The sequence below is a fragment of the Bifidobacterium sp. UTBIF-68 genome (assembly GCF_006408855.1).
GTDB lineage: Bacteria > Actinomycetota > Actinomycetes > Actinomycetales > Bifidobacteriaceae > Bifidobacterium > Bifidobacterium reuteri.
Genome location: NZ_JFAN01000008.1, coordinates 64,709 through 87,089, shown reverse-complemented (window position 1 = coordinate 87,089; position 22,381 = coordinate 64,709). Strand labels below are relative to the sequence as shown.

General features: G+C 61.5%; 21 protein-coding genes and 1 pseudogene. 7 read left to right on the top strand and 15 right to left on the bottom strand.

Translation table 11 applies throughout. The features are described 5' to 3' along the window. Positions 1-393: 393 nt before the first annotated feature. Together BW14_RS02735 and BW14_RS02730 are read right to left on the bottom strand one after the other, a co-directional pair. Entirely contained in the window at positions 394-3,150 is a 2,757-nt protein-coding gene (locus BW14_RS02735) for an ABC transporter permease (RefSeq protein WP_140463153.1), read from the bottom strand. 13 nt (positions 3,151-3,163) lie between these two features. Beyond that, the gene (locus BW14_RS02730; protein WP_140463155.1) at positions 3,164-3,865 is read right to left on the bottom strand and encodes an ABC transporter ATP-binding protein; all 702 of its coding nucleotides are present in this window, start codon (positions 3,863-3,865) and stop codon (positions 3,164-3,166) included. 158 nt (positions 3,866-4,023) lie between these two features. On the opposite strand from BW14_RS02730, the gene BW14_RS02725 reads away from it, so the two are divergent. Next, positions 4,024-4,689, top strand: coding sequence for a TetR/AcrR family transcriptional regulator (locus BW14_RS02725; RefSeq protein ID WP_140463158.1), 666 nt, complete (start codon positions 4,024-4,026; stop codon positions 4,687-4,689). Positions 4,690-4,938: 249 nt separating this feature from the next. Here the strand turns inward: BW14_RS02725 and BW14_RS02720 are convergent, their stop codons facing one another. The 8 genes from BW14_RS02720 to BW14_RS02685 all read right to left on the bottom strand — a co-directional run bounded on the left by BW14_RS02720 (position 4,939) and on the right by BW14_RS02685 (position 13,004). After that, a complete protein-coding gene (locus BW14_RS02720) occupies positions 4,939-5,211 on the bottom strand; it encodes a DUF4160 domain-containing protein (protein WP_181161790.1) in 273 nt (90 codons plus the stop codon). Continuing rightward, positions 5,204-5,437 carry a hypothetical protein gene (locus tag BW14_RS02715; protein ID WP_140464848.1) on the bottom strand — a complete coding sequence of 78 codons (234 nt, stop codon included), beginning with the start codon at positions 5,435-5,437 and terminating at the stop codon, positions 5,204-5,206. The genes BW14_RS02720 and BW14_RS02715 overlap by 8 nt, the downstream gene beginning before the upstream one ends. Before the next feature lie 263 nt (positions 5,438-5,700). Further along, a complete protein-coding gene (locus tag BW14_RS02710; RefSeq protein ID WP_140463165.1) occupies positions 5,701-6,579 on the bottom strand; it encodes a hypothetical protein in 879 nt (292 codons plus the stop codon). Between the two features lie 2 nt (positions 6,580-6,581). Further along, complete coding sequence (locus tag BW14_RS02705; RefSeq protein WP_140463167.1) at positions 6,582-7,583, bottom strand: 3-hydroxyacyl-CoA dehydrogenase family protein; 1,002 nt, start codon at positions 7,581-7,583, stop codon at positions 6,582-6,584. Positions 7,584-7,837: 254 nt separating this feature from the next. Continuing rightward, positions 7,838-8,707: a sulfite exporter TauE/SafE family protein gene (locus BW14_RS02700; protein WP_140463169.1), complete on the bottom strand. Its 870-nt coding sequence runs from the start codon at positions 8,705-8,707 to the stop codon at positions 7,838-7,840. 682 nt (positions 8,708-9,389) lie between these two features. After that, positions 9,390-10,811: an MFS transporter gene (locus BW14_RS02695; protein WP_140463172.1), complete on the bottom strand. Its 1,422-nt coding sequence runs from the start codon at positions 10,809-10,811 to the stop codon at positions 9,390-9,392. 181 nt (positions 10,812-10,992) lie between these two features. Beyond that, complete coding sequence (locus tag BW14_RS02690) at positions 10,993-12,444, bottom strand: DHA2 family efflux MFS transporter permease subunit (protein WP_044090365.1); 1,452 nt, start codon at positions 12,442-12,444, stop codon at positions 10,993-10,995. 26 nt (positions 12,445-12,470) lie between these two features. Continuing rightward, the gene (locus BW14_RS02685; protein ID WP_044090384.1) at positions 12,471-13,004 is read right to left on the bottom strand and encodes a MarR family winged helix-turn-helix transcriptional regulator; all 534 of its coding nucleotides are present in this window, start codon (positions 13,002-13,004) and stop codon (positions 12,471-12,473) included. A gap of 293 nt (positions 13,005-13,297) precedes the next feature. Here BW14_RS02685 and BW14_RS02680 point away from each other — a divergent pair, with 293 nt between their 5' ends. From BW14_RS02680 to BW14_RS02670, 3 genes are all read left to right on the top strand, one after another. Beyond that, complete coding sequence (locus BW14_RS02680) at positions 13,298-13,819, top strand: NAD(P)H-dependent oxidoreductase (RefSeq protein WP_044090366.1); 522 nt, start codon at positions 13,298-13,300, stop codon at positions 13,817-13,819. Positions 13,820-13,905: 86 nt separating this feature from the next. Then, positions 13,906-14,172, top strand: coding sequence for a TetR-like C-terminal domain-containing protein (locus BW14_RS02675; RefSeq protein WP_308810353.1), 267 nt, complete (start codon positions 13,906-13,908; stop codon positions 14,170-14,172). A 216-nt stretch (positions 14,173-14,388) separates the two neighbouring features. Then, complete coding sequence (locus BW14_RS02670) at positions 14,389-15,159, top strand: sugar O-acetyltransferase (RefSeq protein ID WP_140463177.1); 771 nt, start codon at positions 14,389-14,391, stop codon at positions 15,157-15,159. Here the strand turns inward: BW14_RS02670 and BW14_RS02665 are convergent. Further along, entirely contained in the window at positions 15,143-15,949 is an 807-nt protein-coding gene (locus BW14_RS02665; RefSeq protein ID WP_044090368.1) for a methyltransferase domain-containing protein, read from the bottom strand. The genes BW14_RS02670 and BW14_RS02665 overlap by 17 nt on opposite strands. A gap of 195 nt (positions 15,950-16,144) precedes the next feature. Between BW14_RS02665 and BW14_RS02660 the strand changes: the two genes are divergently transcribed. Next, positions 16,145-16,507, top strand: coding sequence for a type II toxin-antitoxin system RelB/DinJ family antitoxin (locus BW14_RS02660; protein WP_044090369.1), 363 nt, complete (start codon positions 16,145-16,147; stop codon positions 16,505-16,507). After that, positions 16,507-17,022 carry a PIN domain-containing protein gene (locus BW14_RS02655; protein ID WP_044090371.1) on the top strand — a complete coding sequence of 172 codons (516 nt, stop codon included), beginning with the start codon at positions 16,507-16,509 and terminating at the stop codon, positions 17,020-17,022. The genes BW14_RS02660 and BW14_RS02655 overlap by 1 nt, the downstream gene beginning before the upstream one ends. Positions 17,023-17,070: 48 nt before the next feature. Here the strand turns inward: BW14_RS02655 and BW14_RS02650 are convergent. Beyond that, positions 17,071-18,438: pseudogene (locus tag BW14_RS02650) on the bottom strand (MFS transporter). Between the two features lie 156 nt (positions 18,439-18,594). On the opposite strand from BW14_RS02650, the gene BW14_RS02645 reads away from it, so the two are divergent. Then, complete coding sequence (locus BW14_RS02645) at positions 18,595-19,500, top strand: LysR family transcriptional regulator (RefSeq protein ID WP_140489224.1); 906 nt, start codon at positions 18,595-18,597, stop codon at positions 19,498-19,500. Between the two features lie 220 nt (positions 19,501-19,720). On the opposite strand, the gene BW14_RS02640 is transcribed toward BW14_RS02645, so the two are convergent. The 3 genes from BW14_RS02640 to BW14_RS02630 all read right to left on the bottom strand — a co-directional run bounded on the left by BW14_RS02640 (position 19,721) and on the right by BW14_RS02630 (position 22,319). Next, positions 19,721-20,386, bottom strand: coding sequence for a DedA family protein (locus BW14_RS02640; RefSeq protein WP_044090374.1), 666 nt, complete (start codon positions 20,384-20,386; stop codon positions 19,721-19,723). Positions 20,387-20,500: 114 nt separating this feature from the next. Next, entirely contained in the window at positions 20,501-21,502 is a 1,002-nt protein-coding gene (locus BW14_RS02635) for a HAMP domain-containing sensor histidine kinase (protein ID WP_052382090.1), read from the bottom strand. A gap of 121 nt (positions 21,503-21,623) precedes the next feature. Beyond that, positions 21,624-22,319 (bottom strand): response regulator transcription factor, encoded by a 696-nt coding sequence (locus BW14_RS02630; protein ID WP_044090375.1) that lies wholly within the window; start codon positions 22,317-22,319, stop codon positions 21,624-21,626. Between the last annotated feature and the right edge of the window lie 62 nt (positions 22,320-22,381).

The following is a 22,381-nucleotide window of genomic DNA, read 5'->3' as shown; positions in this document are numbered from 1 at the left end:
TATTGCGCGCATCGTCCCACGCATGTTCCACTGCGCATGTTCCACACCGGACCACACAACACCCGCCAAAACCACTCCGCAAGCCGCCGGACCTCAATTCAAGCCACCGCGCCGCATCCGAGGCGGCAACATCGCACTCGAGACGGACTCATCACAACATCACGAACAGCGGTACTGCACACAAGCAAACATGAAACCGCACCTGACAATTGCGAACCTGAAGTACTTCAGTTCAGCCAATTGCCAGATGCGGTCCATCACAGGAGAGCCTCCAGATGCGCTGCTCATCCAAGCAACCGCTTATTAGAGCAGCCGCCAGTCACACACAGTCACACGACCGCGCAGCCGAGCTGCCCAGCGCTTACAGCCATGCAGCATCTCACCGCAACAACATCACTCGGGGCTTTTCAGGGCGCCGACCATGTCGATGCGGTCGAGCGACTTGTTCGTGGCCTTCTCCACGATCACCGTGAAACCGAACGCCAGCAGCGCGGCGAGCGCGTAGCAGTACCAGGCCACATGCGGCACGATATTCATGCCGGGCAGGTCGAGCTGGCCCAGCAGGAATCCAAGCAGACCGCGACCACATGGCAGGCCAATGGCGATACCGATGACGGCCAGCAACAGCATCTCCTTGTTGACGTAGCCATGCACCTCCTTCTTGCGGAAGCCGAGCACCTTGATGGTGGCGAGCTCACGTTCGCGCTCGGAGATGTTCGTGGAGGCGAGCGTGTAGAGCACCACCACCGCGAGGATCGCCGCCATGACCACGATGAAGCCGATCATCACGAAGAAGATGAGGAAGCTCTTGGTGAAGTCGCGCGTCTGCTTCGCGGTGCTCACCACCGTCAGGTATTCGTCCTGCTCGGCCAGGTCGTCGGCGAACGCGATCTGCGCGTCGTCGTCGCCCTTCACCTTGATGAGGTCGGCGTTGAGCGCGAGGTCCGCATCATCGTCCACGTCGAACGCGGCCCGGTAGGCGGCTTCGGACATGACCACGATGTTGCCGGTGTAGTACTGGGCCACGCCAGTGACCTTCACTTGGGCGGTGTCCATCATCGCATCGGCGATTTCGACCGTGCCGCCGGCGTCAAGACCGAAGGTCTTCGCGGCGTTGGCCGTGATGACCGCAGCCGCCTCGCTCCCCTCGTCCAGCGCGATGGCCTGGCCGTCCGTCGTATGCAGGTCAAGGTAGCCGTCGAGCGACTCGCCGTCCGGGATGACCATGAGCTGCACGGTCAGCTTGCCGTCCTCGGCACCGCCCGCGGACAGCGTCGCGCTCTCCAGATGCAACGGGACCGATGACTCCACCGCATTGTCGCCGTCCAGCGCCTTCTGCGCCTTCTCGTGGTCGGCTGGCTTGGTCACGGCCATCACGTCATAGGTGGCGATTTCACCGAACTGTCGGGGCATCATCGTCATCGCGGAGGACGCCATGCCGAAACCGGCGGTCATCAGCGCAGTGCATCCGAGTACGCCGACGATGACCATGAGCGCACGGGACTTGTAGCGGAACAGGTTGCGCGCGGTCACCTTGCCGAGGAAGCTCAGATGGTTCCAGATGAATCCGATGCGCTGCAGCACGATGGTCTTGCCGGCCTTCGGCGCCTTCGGGCGCAGCAGTTCTGCCGGCTGCAAGCGCAGCGAGCCCGCGCACACGGCCATCGCACTGCCGGTGATGAGCACGAGGAACAGCAGGATGCCACCGATGCCGATACGCCAGTCGATGATGAGCGGATATGTCGGGATCACATAAAGGATGTGCAGCATGCGCTTGGTGAACACGAACGGCAGACCGGCCAGGCCGATGAGGTCGCCGACCACACCTCCCGCGAGCACCGCCGCAGACGAGTAAATGAGGTATTTGAGCATCGTCTCGCCGCGCGTGTAGCCGAGGGCCTTGTACGTGCCGATGAGCTGACGGTCCTCCTCCACCATGCGCGCCACGGCGGTCAGGCTCACGAGAATCGCGATGACGAGGAACAGGATCGGGAACAGCTTGCCGAGACGGGAGATCATCTCACCTTCGGTCTTGACGTCCTCATAACTGGTCAAGGCACTGCGGTCGCGGATGATCCATGTGGCGTCCGGCAGGGCGTCGAGCTTCGATTCCAGCTGGGATTCGGCGTCGGCGATCTTCTGCTCAGCTGCGGTTTTCATCGGATTGCCATCGGGCAAGGCGGCGATGGCGGCTTTCTGTTCGTCTAGTTTGCTCTCGACCGGCTCACGCACGGCATCCTTGATGGCGTCGGTGCGGGCCTGTTCGCGGCTTGATTGGATCTTCTCGATACCGGTCTGGGCCCGTTCAACCAGCGCCAGATAATCGTCACCGTACGTGTTGAGGTCGGCGGCACCGTCCACGCTGACGAGCGCGGACGTGTACGGCGCGTCCGTCTTGGCCACGGCTTCGGGCGAGACGAACAGCGGGTAGACGGTTTTGGCGCCGGAAATCAGCGCCATCGGACCGGACGGGTTGACGATGTCGTTCGGGTCGATGACAGTGCCGACGATGGTGTACTCGCCGGTCGCGAACGTGCCTGAATCGGATTCGCTCGACTCTTCGGACGAATCAGCAGACGATGAATCAGCGGACGACGCCCCAGAAATCAACTGCGTCACGGACGTGGATTCGTCCAGCGTGAACGTCAACGAGTCACCGATTGCCTTGCCGCTGTCGGTCAGATATTGTTCGGTGACGGCGATCTCGTGAGCCTTCTCCGGCAGACGGCCGTCGGTCAGGTACGGCTCATCGAGACCTTGGTCGTTCAGCTCGGTCACGGTGGCGGACGACTGCTTGCCGTCGATCCTGGTGTATGCGCTGGCCGACCGCTGGCCGGCGACCGCGCCCACGCCTTCCACTTCAGACAGGGCCTTGATGTCGTCATCGTCGAAACCGTAGGTGGAGACGATGCTCAGGTCGTGCATGTCAGTCCTGTCAAAGAAATCGTCGAGACCGCCGCGCAAATCGTTGCTGATGGAGGAAAGCGCGCCCATCATCATCACACCCACGGCGACGATGACCACGATCGCGGCGAATCGCTTACCGTTGGAGGCGACGGACCGCCACGCGTCCTTGTAGAGCGCGGTGCGTTTTACGCGTGTACGGCCCGCGGACCGTCGTGATGCAGCGTGCTGCTGTGCATGTGCCATACCGCTCACCCCTTTACCATTCGATGTCCGCGATGGGCGTCGGGTTGGCGTTCGTCGTGATTTCGGTGACCTTGCCGGAGCGGAAGCGAATCAGGCGATCGCCCATCGGCGCGAGCGCGGAGTTGTGCGTGACGAGGGCCACGGTGATGCCGCGGTCGCGGCAGGCGTCCTGCAGCAGCTGGAGGATCTGCTTGCCGGTGTTGTAGTCGAGCGCGCCGGTCGGCTCGTCGCACAGCAGCAGCTTCGGGTTCTTGGCGAGCGCGCGGGCGATGGCGACGCGCTGCTGCTCGCCGCCGGAAAGCTGCGCAGGGAAGTTACCGAGGCGGTCGCCGAGGCCGACTTTCTCCAAGGTCTCGCGGGCATCGAGCGCATCGGGGCAGATCTGCGAGGCGAGCTCCACGTTTTCAAGTGCGGTGAGGTTGGGTACGAGGTTGTAGAACTGGAAGACGAACCCGACGTCGAACCGGCGGTAGTCGGTGAGTTCCGCCTCGCTGGCCTTGACGATGTCCTTGCCATCGATGGTGACGGTGCCCGAAGTCGCACGGTCCATGCCGCCGAGGATGTTGAGCGTAGTGGATTTGCCGGCGCCGGATGCGCCGAGGATGATGGCAAGCTCGCCTTGTTCGATGTCGAAGGTGGCGTGGTTGAGCGCCAGAACAGCCGACTCGCCGCTACCGTATTGGCGCACGACGTCATGGAATTCTAGGAATGACATGGTGGTTGGTTCCTCTCGTTAATCACTCGACACTATGTCGTCGGATAACAAGATAATGAATCCAACATCAATCATCAATCGACAATTTCGGCGAACCTATCGAGTGATTGCAGCGAATACAGCGAACCGCCAATCAGCATTCACCAAGGAGCGAGACCATGGCTAAGAAGAACCCGGAACTGACCGGTCAGACCATCCGCAACATCAAGGACGCGTTTTGGAAGCTCTATGAGGAGAAGCCCATCGAGAAGATCAGCGTCAAACAGATCACCGACCTGGCCGGCTACAACCGGGCCACGTTCTACCTGTACTTCTCCTCGGTGCGCGACGTGCGCGACCAGATCGAGAACGACCTCATCGCCCAGCGCGACGCGATGCTTGATGCGTCGCTGCACAATGGCACGCTGAACATCACCCCAGAGCTTCTTCAGATGCCCGCGGCACTGTTCCACTATGGCAAGGTGCTGCTCGGGCCGCACGGTGACCCAAAGTTCATAGAGCGCGCCGAAAACAGCGTCTGGCCATACATCCAGCCGATTTTCTTCCCGAACACACCGAACATCGAGGACATCGACGATCCTCAGGAACGCCGCCGTCTGGAGCTGCTCAAGCACTTCTATCTGTCCGGCATCATCGGCCTGTTCCGCACCGTGCTCAACAAGCCCGACCTCATTGCCCCCACCGAAATCGGCCAATTCATGTCCGAGGAACTCCTCCCCCGCATCGCGCCGCGGGACGCGAGCACTGGTACTGGCGCCGGTACTTGCGCTGGCGAAAGCCAGACATCCAAGCCCAACGAGCGCACCGAAAGCACCCGCGCATAACCGGAGCGAAAAGACCAACCTCAATCTTCACTTTCCGCAAGAGAAGATTTGCATCATTCTTCATCTCTGGCGAGTGAAGATATACCAGCGACTGGTAACAACGTTATTCATCGAACTCAAACAACGTTGCGACAATCTAACCAATACCATCGCCTCGTATTCAGTCGCCAATCTCCCCGCTGCGGGAGCCATCGAGAAGACCCCTGGCGATGGTTCCCGCAATGGGCTTTACCTTGTTATCGTCATTTCTCAGCGGTCAAAATGGCAGTCGGGACCGAAAAACAACCGCCATGCAACGAGAACATCCTGATAGTTGGCGGTGAGGAAGAACTGAAGCCGGCGAATGCTCTTTGCCGGGATTCCGCCTTTGTTGTGGGCGAGGGAGACCGTCCCATCGGAATTCAGCACAAAACGCGCAAGATCATGACGTGAGCCCTGCGCAATATGAACGTGCACGCCATGGTCTCGGTCAAGCGCCGTGAAATAGATGGAATAACCAGCGAAGCTGAAAATCTCAGGCATTGGCGTATTCGCGATCAATGGAACGTAGCCCATCCACGGTAGGCTTCACCCGCATGAACCAGTGATGGAGGAACGATTCCCCTTCAACTCCGAACGTGGAGGAAAGAATCTTCCCATCATTGTTCAGCACTGCTTTGCGAGGATAGCCGTCTTCGCTGATGACAATGGTGTCGTCATCCCATTGCGTGGTGATACCCATCATGGTGAATGTATTCTCCGCGTTCATTGCGCACTCCCATCGTTCCATCTGCAACGATACTATCTCGAATGCATCTGCGATACGAGGGGTTCTCACAGAAGTACAGCACGCATGGAAGCCATACGTCTCCTTGGGACTGAACCGGGTTTCCGAAGCCTCCGTCTCACGCTCCCCCTCAAAAAGCATGTCATACACATAGTTGTCGAATCGAAGCTCTTCGTACGCATCCATGCTGAACATCGACTTACCTTCCGAAACTGTTTATCGCCACATATGCGGGTTAGCATCCACTAGCACCATTGGATGGGATTGCCCGTTTCCAATGACGCCTTCAACAATCTGCGCAGCACTTCCGCCCGCCAATAGGTGCCGTCCTCACTCATATACGGCGCCCGGTGCTCCTCGAAACGGTATTCAGCGGGCTTGCCCGCGAAATCGACATCTAGCGACGCTGCAATGATTGCGGTATCGCCTGTGTCCAAATCGATGAGGCGCACAGGCCAATCACCCCATCCCCACTCCCGGCGCTTGCGTCGCTCGTATTCGGTTTCGCCGGTTATCTCCTCGTCTCGAAGCGGCTCTTGACGAAATCTTCGGAATTCATGCCGAATCCCATCCCGATCCGGTACGACCACTTTGCACGAAGCGAGACTTTCCCGCTCGTCCATTTCGATTTTCCATTCATGTGGATAAGCAACGGTCGGCTGTTCGCCGGATGTGACGTTCACCAACCAGCTTTTGTTGAATCCGGCAATGACCTGGACGAACACATCGAGCTCCTCCAAGGCGGCCGATGCGAGGCGGGCGGGGAACTGGCCTCCATTGCCGTCAGGAATCATATGAGACAGGATCGGAAACGGCCGGCGCCTACCGGCTCGTTCGATAAGATATCTCAGCTCTCCTACGCCAGACCAGTTGCCAATCCGTTCGTCGCAAATCTCCATGTCCTCGTGAACACATGCATGTTGACGCCATTCGTCGAAGGAACGGTCTAATGAATCATATCGTTTAATGAATTCGTCATAATTCAACTCATGCCATGCCTTGTCCAACGTCCGGCTGGATATGTAACCGTCCTCATCAATGTACACATCATCACGAGGTACAGGTGGCTCGGAGCACAGTCCATCCTCCCAGCATCGGCATCTGACCACTGCATCCAATCCCATGCTTACTTCTCCTCGGCGGTGTCGTCCTTCAGGGCCTGAAGCAAGGCCGCGTCACGCTGCTCGATAATACGCTTGCCGGCCTCGCCCTGCCATGAGAAGAAGCCTCGGCCGGTTTTCGCGCCAAGGTCGCCGGCCTTGACCTTCTCGGCGAGCAGCGGGCTCGGGCCAGTACCGTTGTCCATGTCGTCGAACAGGTAGGTGCTGATGTTGTAGAACACGTCGAGGCCGCCCAGATCGATGCTGGCGACCGGTCCCACGAGGTTCCAACGCCGTCCGAGGCTGTACTTCATCACATCATCGACGGTGGCGGCGTCGGCGATGCCCTCCTGAATGATGTGGAACTCCTCGCGCAGAACGGCCATCTGCAACCGGTTGCCGATAAAGCCGAGCGACTCCTTGTTAAGTTTTGCCGGTTTCTTGCCAATGCGCCGCATCAGTTCAGCGGTCGTGTCGAGTACCTGCGGGTCGGTGTGCGCGCCCGGCACGACTTCGACCAGCGGCATGAGGTGGGCAGGATTCCAGAAATGCGCGACCACGAACCGTTCCGGGCGTTCAAGCACGGAAGCAATGGCGGTCGGGCTCAGGCCGGACGTGTTCGTGGCAAAAATCGCGTCCTTGGGCGCGAACTGCTCGATCTCGCGCCAAGCCTCACGCTTGACGTCGAGGTTCTCGGCAATCGCCTCGATGACGAAGTCGGCGTCGGCGACACCCTGTTCGTAGCCGATGACCGGCGTAATGCGCGCGAGCACGTCGTCCACGCTCTCGCCGTCACGTAGCAGGCCGGCGTCCGCGAATGTCCCGGCGTCCGCGCGGATGTTCGTCATCGCGCGGTCCAGTGAGGCTTCGCTGCGCCCGACGAGGTGCGTCGCATACCCCGCGAGCGCGAACTGCAGCGCGATGGCGTGACCCATTGTGCCCGTGCCCACATTGGCGACGGTTCGAATATCGTCAAGTTCCACTGCCGGGCCGGCTCCACATTGCGCCAGTCCCGTATTCGTCTCCATTCCAGCTTCCATGCCACGGCCTCCCATCATCGGAATCAAGGAATCATTCGGAAATTCCCCGAGCACTCACCGGCATCAATGACGCATCGGTCAGTAATGCATCCTGACAAGCACCAGGGTAGGCGCATCTCGGCGTAAACCCTGCGGTACTGGAGTTCATCGACATGCTCATCCCCACGGGAATCACTGGCGCCATTGGCGCACCGGTCAGCGCCGCATTATGATTGCGCACGATGCTCAACAGCCCTGACATGTCACAGGAACAGGCGAATCACCGCCACTACGGACAGCGCGTAGACGAGCACGCTGAACGCGGACTGGCTGACGCGACGGGCCACCCAGCGACCACAGAGCACGGCGATGATCACCAATGGAATCGTCCAGGCCATCGCCGTGAAGTTCGCCCAGGTGATCATGTTGAGGCCGATGGCGAACGGCAGCTTGACCATGTTGATGATCAGATAGAACCATGCGGTGGTGCCGAGGAAGCGCATGACCGACAGGTTTTCGGACAGGAAGTAGATGGAGGTGATCGGCCCGCCCGCATTGGCCACCATCGTGGTGAAGCCGGCGAGCGCACCGCACACCACGCGCTTGGCCAATGCGAATGATTTCGCGCCCATGGTGTGGGGTACGGCCGACGACCGCGCATCCGAATCATCCAAGGTCGTCGTGCCGTCCGGCTTCACGGCATTCGATTCATCGGCCTTCGACGGTTCCGCCTCGGCCTGTCCGGACCGTCCAACCGTGCTGCGCGCGGCAAGTCTTTTGCGCGCCAACGAGAGGAAGTACATCGAGACGAACACCGCCAGAATCACGCCGATGGTCAGACGGGTGACGGTGTTGTCCGCGACGAACAGGAATCCGGCACCCGCCGCGATGCCGATGGCGACGAACGGGAACAGTCGGATGAGCGAGCGGCGCGACACGTTGCCCCGGTACGCCCAGATGGCGCTCCAGTCGGCCACGATGGCCATGATGAGCGTGATGCCGGTGGCCTCCTTGGCGGGCATGACGGAGGTGAGCGTGGCCACAGCGAGGATGCCTGCACCGGGCGCCAATGATTTATCCAATCCATACAGCACTGCGGCGATCGCCACCACGGCCATCACACCAACCGTCATCCGACAATCCTTCCTCGCATGGCACCCGCATGTGCACGTTCCACATCAGCAAACAATCGTGGTCCCAGCATGGTTACCTGCAATCGCCAACGCCGGCATTATGCCACACGCACCGAACCCTTTTGCGCATGACATGGCACGCGGGATGCGCCGGGCGTCACGCCGGTGTCACGCCGGGACGCAAATGCAATATCGCCCTTTTTGCACATGCGTCCTAAACCATTGCGGGACGCACGCGCATTTCGACCAATAATGCACTTGCGTCCCACGCCCAAAATCACGGAATCGGCGGAATACCGCCATCGCCCAGAAAAACGGCCGAGAGACCCAAGGGCGGCAAACGCATATCGGCGTATTCCGCATTTGCGTCCCGCAAAGCCCGTTCCGCAAAGCCCGTCCCGCAGCCGGGCAACGGCCACAGCCATGCCGATTCGCCCAGCACGCATCAAACGTATCGACGCGCGGCCTTCCACACACCGCAATCGGAGGAATCCTCATTTCCCTCCGCAATCCAATCAGACATCCATCTCCGACGCCATGTCGTCCTTCAAGGCGCGCAAGACCCCATAGGGACGTCCCGGCAACTGTTCTTAACGTCTTCCGAGACGGCTTCGGCCCTAGCCGCCGCTCCTATATGACTCGCCGCCGTCACAAGTACCGTTGCGTTCATCCATACATTCGCTCATCCAGCAGCACCCGCCACAGCAGACGTGTCCCGCATCGAGAGCATGCGCACGTACCAAGCGACGGGCAGAGTGAGCAATCCGCCGACGATGAACACCCAGGAAATCGGGATCACGTCGGCGAGCGGCGCGAAGACGAGCATGCCCAGCGGCATGCCGAACGTGGCGAACGTGTTGTCGAGGCCGAAGACGCGGCCGGTCATCGACTCGTCGGATTCGGACTGCATGATCGTGCGCATCGGGCCCACGCACATGGCCGCGGCGACGCCGTTAAGCACGTCGATGATGAGATACGCGAGCAGGTTCGGCGCGATGCCGAGCCCAATAACGGTGATGCCCACCATCGCGATGCCGAACGCCACCATGAGCATCTGCGCTCGGGCCCCACGCAGCAGTTTCGCGCCGAACGCGGACATGAGCGCGCCGCCGAGCAGCATGCCGATGCTCAATCCGAGCTCGTTGGCGGCGAGCTTGTCGGACGCGGTGGTGAGGTTGACGAATCCGAGGTTCAGATCGATGCCTTCGTATTCGCGAGTCATGAGCAGTAAGGTGAGGTTCATCGGCGCGACGGACATGAAGCAGGTGAGCGCATCGCCCAAGATCACGCCCTTCAGATACGGATGCCCCATCGCATAGGCGAATCCGGCCTTGAGATCGGCCACCGAGCGCCGGAATGTGGAAGACAGCACCGCCGTAATCGGCTGGGAATCCTGTGCACCGGACGCCGCCTCAGCTTCCGGCTGTCCGGCCGTCGCAGGCCCGGAGGAAGTGACGCCCGCAGACGCCACGCCCGATTTGCGCGGCACACGAATCATCGCAACGAACCCGACGCCGATGACCGCTGTAGTCACATCTACGAGCAGAATCGACCACAGCGGTACCGTGTTCACCAGCACAGCCGCAAGCGCCGGGGCGGCGATCCTGTTCGCCGAATCGATTACGCCATACATCGAATTGACACGCAGCAACTTGCTCGTAGGCGTCACGTCGGGGATGAACGATTGCACGGCAGGCATCTGAATGCCGCCTCCCACCGCGCGGATAAACAGCACCACGAAAATCACCGACAGGTTCGCCCAGCCGAGAGCGAAACTCACCGATAGCATCACCGTGACGCCCGCGATGATGAGGTCGGGCAGCATGATGAGCATCTTGCGGTTGTATCGGTCGGCCATCGATCCGCCGAACATGGAGACGATGGCCTGCGGCACCACGCCGAACAGCGTGGCGAGCAGCATGGCCGAGCCGGTGCGGGTCTGCATGACAATCCACCACCAGATGGCATACTGCACGATGCTGGAGCCCAGCAGCGAGAAGGCCTGGCCTGTGAGCAGCAGCGCGACGCGGTACTTCCAGCCGTCCTCGCGGGGTTCATGTGCTATTGCCGTTTCCAGTGCGGCAACAGAGTTGTTCTGAGACATGAATGTGTTCTTTATCTCTCTTCGTAGGACGTATGCGCGGAGGAACGCGGCTATCGCACCTGTAGATGGGATGATGACTATAGATGACGATAAATGAGTCGGACGACGCACGAGACACGCGGAGTGTGTTGGCTCTGCTTGCGCAGAGGCACTGCAGGGACACTGCCGACGAGCGCGCCGCTCACACTTCGGTCAGTTCCGGGGCGCGGCGGACGGAGAAGCGGAACATGAGCGCAGCCATCACGGCTCCGACTACCGCCATGCCGGCGATCGGCCACATGCTCGACGCGAACCCTTGAAGATACGAGTCGGAGGCCGAGGCACCGGAACGCGCGGCTGAAGAGGCGAATTCCGTGATCAGCGCGCTGGCCACGGCGGTGCCGATCGCGCCGGCCAGCTGCTGGACAGTGTTCAGCACGGCCGAACCGTCGGCGTTGAGACGGGCCGGCAGCTGGTTCAAGGCATGCGTCTGGTCGGGTACGAGTACGAAGCCGGACGAGGCCATGAACAGCGCGTACGCGACGGCGACCACCCACACGTTGGCATGCCCGGCGATGAGCGCGATGTCCATCAACGTGACGCCGACGAAGCCGCACAGGATGAATTTCGGCGGGAAGTGGTTCTTGAGCGCGCCGCCGATCAGAGGCGCGGCGATGGCGCCGACCACTGCGCCCGGCAGCAGAATCAGCGCCGCGACGAGTGAGCCGAAGCCGAAACCGCGTTGCAGCAAAATCGGCAGCAGGAAGTTCAACCCCAGCACGCCACCGGAGGCCATGAGCAGGATAAGCATGCCCAAGGAGAAGCCGGCGTAGCCGAATACGCGCACTTCGATGAGCGGATGCGTCATCTTCAGCTGCGCGGCCACGAACACGGCGAGTACCATCACGGATGCTGCGAGTGTGGCCCAGAACCGCCAGTCGCCGTTCCATTCGGCGAAGAAGCTGACCGCCACGATGAGTCCGGCGAGCCCCAGCGCCACTAGAAGCAGCGAGGGCACGCTGATCGTGGCGTGTTCGGCGTCGCCGGGATGGCGGATCTCCGGCACCGAAGCCATGCCGAGGAAGAATGAAAGCACGAGGAACGGCAGCATCGTATAGAAGATCCAATGCCAGTTGAGCCATTCCATCACCACGCCACCGAACACCGGGCCGATGGCGGGTGCGGCGCAGGTGACGAGGCTGACGATGCCGAGCATCGCGCCTCGCTGTTCGAGCGGCGCCTTCTCCAGAATGATGTTGGTGATCAACGGCAGTGAGATGCCGGTGCCGAGCGCCATGACGAGTCGGGCGGCGAGTAGCATCGGGAAGTTCACGGCGAGCGCACCGATCACTGTGCCGGCGGTGAAGATCGCGACCGCCGCGACGAACAGGGTGCGGGTGGCGAACCGGCGCACCATGAACGGCGAGCTGGGGATGGCCACGGACAGGAGCAGAAGGTATCCGGTGGTGAGCCACTGCACCACGGATGCTCCGATGCCGAATTCCTCCATGAGAGTGGAGTAGGCGATGTTGAGCGAGGTTTCGGACAGGATGCCGAGGAAGGTCAGGATGGCGAGCGCCACCACGGCGACGACGAGCTTGGGTGCTACCGGCTGTTTGCCGCCGTTCGTGAGCTGCGTCGGCTGCGTTGCCATAGATGATTGTGTTGTGTGGTGTTGATTCATGATGCGCTGTCTTCCTTTCCTTGCCGTTCTTGCTTCCCCCGCGGCACCTGCCAGTCGTCCTCACGCATGAGGGTCAGCGCCTTGGCTATCGTGCGCGCGACGGTTTCGCATTCCTCCGGAGTGATGGCGGCGAGCAGTTCGCTCAGGTGCGCGTGATAGTCCGCCACATACGCTTTGCGGATGGCCAGCCCCCGTTCGGTGAGGGTGAGCGTGACCGCGCGTCGATCGGTGTCGTCCGCATGCTTGACCAGCAGGTCGCGTTCGGCCATTTCGCCGACGAGCTTGGTCACGCTGGGCGTGGTGACGCCGAGGAAGGCGCTCACATCGCCCACGCGGGCCGTGGCCGTGCTCTGCCCGTGTGGGGCGTTGATATGCCATACCGCGTCGATGACGTGCACGTATCGTGGTTTCATTCCGCGCGGCAGTTCCGGCATGAGTTCGGCGATGGTCTTCGCCTTCCAGCAGGCGTCCATCAGCACCCGCACGCACTCCGCCGGCAGTTTCGCGGGCGCGCCTGCTCGTGCACCCATATGCGCATCGACTGCCGCGACGGCATCCATATCTTCAGTCATCACAATCCCCATATAGTTACTAAAGATAATGACTATAGGTAACTATATAAGGGCGCCGGACAACCGGCTGCGAACGACTATCGCACGCTGGAATGAGCCGCAACAGGCATCCGCCGTTCGCCCACGACGTAGAGGCAACGCCGATGGGCGCGTCATTTGCGAGACTGGTAAGCGGAATGGCAATTAGCCGGCATATATTTGCCGGCGCAGAAGGCCATCGACAACATCATCAAGAAAAGGAGATACACATCATGAAGACTCTGGTGCTGGTGTTCCACCCTGACCTCAAGGGCCAGTCACACGTCAACAAGGCGCTAGCCGAGGCCGCCGCCAAACTGGATAATGTGACCGTTCGCGACGAGTACGCGCTGTACCCGGACGGCAAGATCGACGTGGCCGCCGAGCAGAAGGCCATCGAAGAAGCGGACCGCGTGGTCTTCCAGTTCCCGCTGTACTGGTTCTCCTCCCCGGCGCTGCTCAAGAGCTGGGAGGACGAGGTGCTGCAGCACGGCTGGGCATACGGTTCCGAAGGCCACGCCTTCGAGGGCAAGGAATTCGGCGTGGCCGTCTCCACCGGCTCCCCGGAGACCGCCTACCAGCCGGACGGCTCCAACAAGTTCGTCATCGACCAGGTGCTCACCCCCTTCCAGGGCACGGCCAACTACGTGAGCGCCACCTGGATCAAGCCGTTCGTGACGTTCGGCGCCTTCGGCATCACCGATGAGGCGCTGTCCGCCGCCACCAAGGCCTATCAGGAAGCACTGTCCGCCTGATTGAGATACGGTTCGCAGACCCGGGCGCAATAGTCCCAGATGCGCCGCTCGGCGAGGTCCGCCGCATCGCGCCGCAATACCGGCTGTTGTTGGAAGCCGGATATGGAAGTCTTATCATCGACGCAATCCAGCAGAACATGAACCGCAGTCCTCTGGCCCGCGAAATCGGCCCACGCTATGTCAGCCGATTCTGGGCCGGCGCTATCTGCGCCGTACTCGAGCAATGGGTGCGCGGCGATATGGACGCTCCGGACGACGAATTGGCGGACATCATGACCGCGCTCATGCATCGCGGCGTCGACACAGCCGCCGAATTCAGCACCGGATGCATGCCCGAACGGGACGAAACATAAGTTTCGCACGACATCGACTTGCGTTTCGTCCCACTTTGCCACCACAAAACGGGACGAAACATAAACCGACCTCGTCGCTGACTTATGTTTCGTCCCGTTTTCCAGCCATAGCCACAGGGCATTGCATGGCTGCACATGACACTATTGGACGCATGAGCTGCATATCGATTCAATGGGAGGCAAGAACCGCACTCATGTGAATATAAGGAACCGCATATGACTGGGACAATCCAAGCCCTCCCCACTCCCACAGCCCGCCCAACTGGAACGCCTGGAACGCGCCCAGACGCGAATCATCCGGATGCCGCGCTTCCGAACACCTCAAGCCTTGGGAGCACTCCGAGCCTTCAGCACACCTCAGACCTTCAACAGGCCCCGGACCATCATGGCATCCCGCATGCCCTGAATATCCTCGTCCGTGACCGCGGCGGCGAACCGGTCTCGCCGGACGAACCGGAATACGAGGCGATCGCGTCCATCATCGGTACGACGAAACGGCTGTGCGCCGAGCTCAATACCGGCTGGCACGAGCCGGAGGAGGCACACGAGCTATTCGAGCGCATCGTCGGACATCCGGTGGATCCGTCGTTCCGCTTCAACCCGCCGTTCTATACGGATTTCGGCCATAACATCACCATCGGCCGCAACGTGTTCATCAACTGGGGCTGCACGTTGATGGACCTCGGGGGCATCACCATCGGCGATGATGCGTTCCTGGGCCCGAACGTGCAGCTCATCACCATCAACCATCTCAAGAACCCGTACCGTCGCGCCACCACGGTATGCCGACCAATCGCCATCGGCAAACGCGCGTGGATCGGCGCGGGCGCGACCGTGCTGCAAGGGGTCGAGGTCGGCGACGGCGCGATCATCGGCGCGGCTGCGGTCGTCACGCATGACGTGCCGGCAGGGGCGATCGTGGTCGGCAATCCCGCGCACGTCATCGGGCAGGTCGAGACGGACGCCCCAGCTATTTCACCGCAGTGAAGAAGAAGCGCGGGAAGGGGAAGATAATGCTGCCGTCGGATTGGGTCGGATACTCCTCCCGCACGCGGGCGAATACCTCCGACTCGAACATCCGGCGTTCCTCATCGGTCGCCAACGCCTGCAGGTATGGGCGCAGACCGGTGCCGCGATACCAGTCCATGATGGCCTCATGCGAGGGAAGCGTGTGCATGTACGTGGTCTTCCACATGCGGAACGTTGCGGCGTACGTATGCAGCAGTTCCCAGTATTCAGGCGGCGTGAGGTTGTAGAACTCGCGTTGCTGCGGAAGCCGGTCGGCGTAGGCCGGCGAATGGACGATCTCGCCGATGATGCGGTGAATCGGCTCCTCGTAGTTCATCGGCGTCTGCACGGCCAGGACGCCGCCCTTACGCAAGCGTCCCAACAGCCGCGGAATCAGGTGGCTGTGGTCCGGCACCCATTGTATGCAGGCGTTGGAGAACACCACGTCGAAGTCATCCGGCAGATCGGCAAGGCCAAGGATGTCTCCGGCCTCCCCGGACTCCACGGACACGTCGCACAGCGCGAAATCGATATCGGGATGCGCCTTGCGCGCGGCCTCGATCATCTCCGGCGAACTGTCCACGCCGAGGATTTCGGCGTGCGGATAGCGCTCGCGCAGCACGGCCGTGCTGTTGCCCGGCCCGCAGCCGATGTCGAGCACGCGCCGGACCGTCCCATCGTCGGGCGGCAGCTGCATCGCCAGATCACGCGACGGCTGCGTGCGCTCACGGTTGAACCGCAGATACTGTTCCGAATCCCATGTGACCATGCGTCCGACGCTAATCGCCGACCACAAACAGTCCATAATTCCGTTCACATTCCGGACGCTTGCAGACTGCCCGCCTCGCCGGCAGCAAATCCCCGGCATGAGCCGCAATGACCGACCTCAATCGAATCCGCGCGCCCCTGAATAACGTATGCTGCTATACTGTATAGCAACATACGGCTTGAGAAGGAGCCCGATATGACAATGACACAAATGAACGTGCGCATCGATGACAAGCTCAAGGATGACGTCGATACGGTGCTGCGCGAGCAGGGCGTCTCCCCCAGCGATGTGATACGTTCGCTATGGCGCTATATCGCCGACAGAAGACAGGTACCGCGTCTGGAAACGACGACGGAGGAACAGGCCCGCAAGCAGCGCCGGATGCGCAGGCTCACGATGATCGACGCCTCTTCAGGACTCATACAAGAGGAACTCCTGCGCGCAGGAGTCATCGACGAAGACACAAATCTTCTGGCCGGGCAGACCCGGCAAGGCATTCGCGCAGATGTATACGACCAGAAACTCGATGATTATCTGAACATGACAAGGAGCGTCTGATGGAGCATCTGAATCCCCAGCGTGTCCTTCTGGATACGAACGTACTGCTGGATCATCTGCTGCAACGCGACGGGCACGCACAGCAGGCAAGACGCGCCCTGGAGACATGCGCGAACCATGATGTGGCATTGCTGTGCGCCTCGACATCGTTGAAAGACATCGCCTACATAACCGAGGCGATGGTTCGCAGACAATTCAAGCAGGGAGAATCGTCTCTGGAAAACGAGACCCTGCACATGCTGGTACGTCATGTACCGTGGCGCTGTGTGGAGCAGGCACGAGCATTATGCGACATCGCGCCAATCGACCAGCAGACCTGCGATGACGCCCTCGCCTTGCGCCCCAAGCATGACGATTTCGAGGACGATCTCATCATCGCGGCCGCACGGCAGGCCGATGCGGACTGCGTCATTACATCCGATGCCGAGCTGATCGAGCATTTCCCGGAATACTGCGTCAGCCCAAGCCATATCGTGCAATCTTTCACGGCAAATGACGAATCCGACGACCTCTGACAACGGCAACAGGATTGCTTACGATATGGATTCCGCCTTACCCAGGCACTATGCGACGATCATCCGCCCATCCCCATCATTCCAGCGCACCAGCTCATAAGACAAAACAAATATAAGCAATACGGCGGAAACGAGGAAGACGGCCCTCAACGCGAATGTGAGCGAGGGCAGGAACGTAGCCACGACGCCGAACACGGCCACGCCGCATGCGCCGCCGACCTGACGGAACGTGTTGAACATGGCGGATGCGATGCCCGCCTGCGCCGAATCCACGCTTTTCAGTACCACACCTGCGGCGGCCGGGGTGGTGATGGCCGCACCGAATCCGACGACGCTCAGCCCGGTCGCAATCAACCACACCGGAATCGGCACCGGGGTCACGAATTCGATGAGGAAGCCGACGATCATGATACCCAAGCCCAATGTGATCGAGAATTTCGAGCCACGCGCGTTGATGATCTGCCCGCCGATGAGATTGCCGAGTATCGTCACGAACGCGGACGGCACGAACACCAGTCCGGCCGCGAATGCGCCCATATGCAGCTCGTTCTGCAGGAACATCGTGCAGATGAACACCATCCCGTACCAGTTGAAGATCATGACGAAACCGATCATGAGCGCGACCTGCATGCCGCGCACCCGGAACAGTCCAAGCGGCATCATCGGCACGGCGACCTTCGACTGCGAGAACACGAACAGCACCAGCCCAGCCACGCCGGCGACCAGCAGACCGAGCGCGACGGGCGAAGCGACACCCAACGCCCCCACCTCGATAATGCCGGCGATGAGCACCGTCAACCCCACCAACGCGAGCGCCTGACCCACCCAGTCGAACCGCGTGATACGTTTCGGCGACGGTGCGATGCGCAGTGTAAGCGCCAGCACCAGCAGGCAGAACGGCACGTTGATCGCGAACACCAGACTTCAGTGAATCGGCGTCAGCAAACCGCCGAGCAGCGGACCCACCGCCGATGCGGACGCACCGCCCGCACCCCACAGCGACAGCGCCCACGCGCGTCTTCTCGGGTCCGGATTGGCCTCGTTAATCAAGGACATCGAAGCGGGCAGAATCAACGCCGACGCCACGCCGAGCAGGCAGCGGCCGACCACCAACGCCATCATCGACCACGCGAACGCGCTGAACAGCGAGGCCGCAGCGAACAGCACGGCCCCGGCGGCGAACACACGCTTGGCTCCCCAGCGGTCGGCGAGATTGCCCGCGAACAGCAGCAGCGCGGCGAACAGCAGGCTGTATCCATCGACCACCCATTGTTGGGTGGCCATGTCACCGCCCAGTTCGGCCGTGATGGTCGGCAACGCCACGTTGACGATGAGCACGTCCATACCGACCAGGAACGAGGCGATGGCCGCCGCGGCCGTGGTCGGGACGGACGAATACCGCGTAGACGACTGCACTTGTTACCCCTCCATTCATATACCATGAGTTATTGCCTGCGACAGTATACGATGGATAAAGCTTGCGATATCGTACTGTATTAATGATTGTGGTTTATGGTGTATAAACCACAGGTTTATACCAGGAACACCAAGGCATAGGTCAGGTCATCGGCAATGTACGACAAACGACTGGACGCCGTCATCGCGGCGGCGGAGACGGGCAGTTTCGCGCATGCGGCACGACGGCTGAACATGTCCACTCCCGCACTGGCCAAACAGATCAACACGTTCGAACGGGATTACGGTCTCACGTTGTTCGCCCGTTCGCGCAGCGGCGTGACGCCGACCGAGACCGGGGCGGATTTCATCGAAGACGCCATCATGATCCGACGCCAATGCCGCGAGATGATCCGCAAGGCGCAACGCCGCGCGACCTCAGACGCCACGCCCGTCCGTCTGGGCGTCTCCATACTGCGATTCGGCCGTCGCATCCTGGACCTGTGGCAACGGGATGCCGGCCGTCACCCGCAGATCCGCCTGGAACTGGTTTCGATGCCGGATGATACCGAAACCATCGACAGTCTCATCACCCATCTCGGCGAATCCGTAGACATGATCGCCACCGCCTTCGACGCCGCCTATTGGGGCGATGTCTGCGGCACGCTCACACTCGATCGGGAGCCATTATGCGTGGCGGTGCCGCGAGACCACGCACTCGCCCGCAGGCCATTCGTATCGTTGCCGGACCTTGAAGGCACCCGCCTTCACCTACTCAGTCGGCATCACGGCGGCAACGACCGGGCGCGGGATCTACTGGAACGGCATCCCGCCATCGAACTCGTGGACATCGACCACTATGACCTCGATACGTTCAACGAATGCGCACAGTCCGGCGATCTGCTCATCTCGAAGCCGATGTGGGACGACGTCCATCCGCAGCTCATCAATGTGCCGGTCGATTGGCCCGAACCCATCGGCCTCGACTACGGCCTGCTCTACCCACGGGACCCCTCCCCCGCCGTCACGGCCTTCATCGACCGCATCCGCGAGCTCAGCAAGTCGAGACCGACTGCTGGCTGAATCCTCTTGGGACCATCCAACGCGGGCGCACCATAGTGCCTGTCTCGTAATTGCCTGAGTGGTATTGCCCCTATGAGGGGGCTGGCAGCGAAGCTGACTGGGTGAGAGGCAGAATCTGAAACCCTCAATTATTAGTGAGACAGACCACCAGACCCATGACGAATCTGTCGCGCATACCCTTCCGCCTCCAGCCGCATCATCCGTTCTCCCCATTACCATGTCACTCGTCGGCCGTGGCCATATGGGCCCGGACCTTGACCACCACGTACCAGACCACCAGCGCCACCACGATCGCGGCGACGACGTACTGGAATTTGTCGAGGAACCCGAGGATCGAACACCACTGGGCGCCGAGCAGATACCCGGCCATCACGAGAATCGTATTCCAAACGGCCGATCCCAGCGCGGTCAGCAGTGTGAACTTCGCCAGATTCGTACGGGCGATGCCGGCCGGAATGGAGATCAGCGACCGCACAATCGGAATCACACGGCCGATGAGCACGGAGGCCAGCCCATAACGCGCGAACCAGTCGTTGGCCTTGTCGATGTCGGAAGCGTCGGTCAGCGGCATCCAGTCGAACAGGCGGCGCATGCGTGCGGCGCCGATGGCGTAGGCGATCGCGTACAGCACCAGCGCGCCGATCACCGAACCGGCGGTGGCGCCGGCGATGGCCTCGACCAGCGTCATGCGCCCCTGGGCGGCGGTGAAGCCGGCAAGCGGCAGGATGACTTCGCTGGGAATCGGCGGGAACAGGTTCTCCAGAAACACGGCGATGCCGGTGCCGAGCCAGCCCATCACCGACATGAGTCCGACAAGCCATTCGGTGATGGCGCCGATGAATCCGCCCGTGGAGACCGGGCATTGCGTAATTGTTGCGATGTTCATGTCCTACACGCTACGGTGCGCCCGCTTAACCGCCACTAAGAAGACAGGCGGTATCTTTCGGCTCCCTTTGCCAAAGGAACCAAATGATAATCAACGAACTTCTGCAGCAGGACACTAGGCCAGGGGCAGGGTGATGAGCATGGTGGTACCTTCGGCGGATGTCGATTCCACGTCGAGCGTGCCATCATACCGGTTCGCCACGTCGCGGGCGAGCGCCAGACCCAGACCGTACCCCTGATGGGCAGTACCATCGTCATCCCGGGCGAAGCGGCGGAACAGTCGCTCCGGATCCGCGCCGATGCCGGTGCCGTGATCGGTCACGCGGATGGCCACGTCACTGTGATGGTGGTAACCAAGCGAGACCGTGACGTCGGAACCTTCCGGCGCATGGGCGATGGCGTTGTCCAACACGGCGACGAGGCAACGCGAGAGCCCCACAGCGTTGCCGCGCACGACGAACCGGGACGGGTTCCCGTCGATGCGGGTCGCGACCCGCACCTGCTGCTTGTCGGCAAGCGGACGGACCGCCTCCACGGACTGGTCGATCACACCGGCGAGCGTCACCGGTTCTGCGTTGACCGCCCCGCGCGCGGCCACCAGCAGGTCGGTGATGATGGCGTTCATGCGGTCCACGTCGCCGCGCAGATCGTCAAGCACGCCGTCGATGGGCTGGCCGTGGGCGCGGCGGAAGTCGATGAGGTCGATGCGCGTGGCGATCACGGCCAGCGGTGTCTTGAGCTCGTGGCTGGCGTCCGCCACGAAATCCTTCTGCAGCTCGAAGGCGTGCTCGAGCGGCGCAACCTCCTTGTGCGAGTAGTATCGTCCGATCAGCGCCACGGCGGCGATCACGCCAAGCACGAACAGCAGCGTGAACGCCACGGCCTTGCGCGTGTCGATGACCATCATGCCCGAGCCGTACTGCGCGGTGACCGACATGGCATTCGGGTCAAGCCCGCGTTCGGCGAACTCATGCCGCGATCCGAGCAGCACGCCGAGCACGAACAGGATGCCGCCCAGCACGGTGATCGCCGTCATGGCCACGGTCATGCGCAGACTGATCAGGCCTGCCACATTGCCGGAACCGGGTTTGCGTACGCCGTCGTTCTTCGTCTTCATCATCATTCCTTATTGATTCCGTTTGATCGGCTGCCCTGGTATGGGACGACCAGCCCGCACAGGCCGGACGATTCCGCGCGAGCCCGTCCGCCATTGCGCCCGTCCGCCACGGCGCCCACCGTCAATCCCGCGGACTGCCGATACGATACCCTCGGCCGCGCACGGTGCTGATGATGCCGCGGGTGGTTTTGCCGCGCACGTACGACACGTACACGTCCACAGCGCCGATGTCGCTGCCCGCCGAGAAGGCGTTGCGCAGCAGCTCCTCGCGCCCGAACACATGGTCCGGTGCAGAGGCGAGCGTGGCGAGCAGCTTGGATTCCACGTCGGTCAGCGGCACGGTGCGTCCGTCCGGGTCCTCAATGACGTTCGATTCCGGCTTGAGCAACCAGTCACCGATCATCACGCTGGCGACTTGCGCGTGGAATCCGCGCAGCAGCGCGCGCAGCCGGGCCTCAAGCTCGACGAAGTGGAACGGCTTGGTCAGGTAGTCGTTGGCGCCGGCATCGAGTCCGTCCACGATGTCGTCCACTTCGGCGAGCGCGGTGAGGATCAGCGCTGGCGTGGCGATGCCGCCGCCGCGGATTCGGCGGACCAGGTCCAGTCCGTCGCCATCCGGGAGCCTGCGGTCCACCACGAGCGCATCGTATCTGTCCTCGTTCAGTCGCCGCTGTGCTTCGGTGATGGTTTGCACCCAATCGATCCGGTAGTCGACGCCGAGCATCTCCGCCGTCATGGCGCCGAGATTGGGGTCGTCTTCGATGAACAGCACCGACGGCAGCATGAGCCGTTCGGGGTCTGTCGCGTAATCACCCATCGTCCGTTCCCTGCACTTTCCGCATCGTTCGCATCGCCCATGTCTCCACATCGGGCGCATCT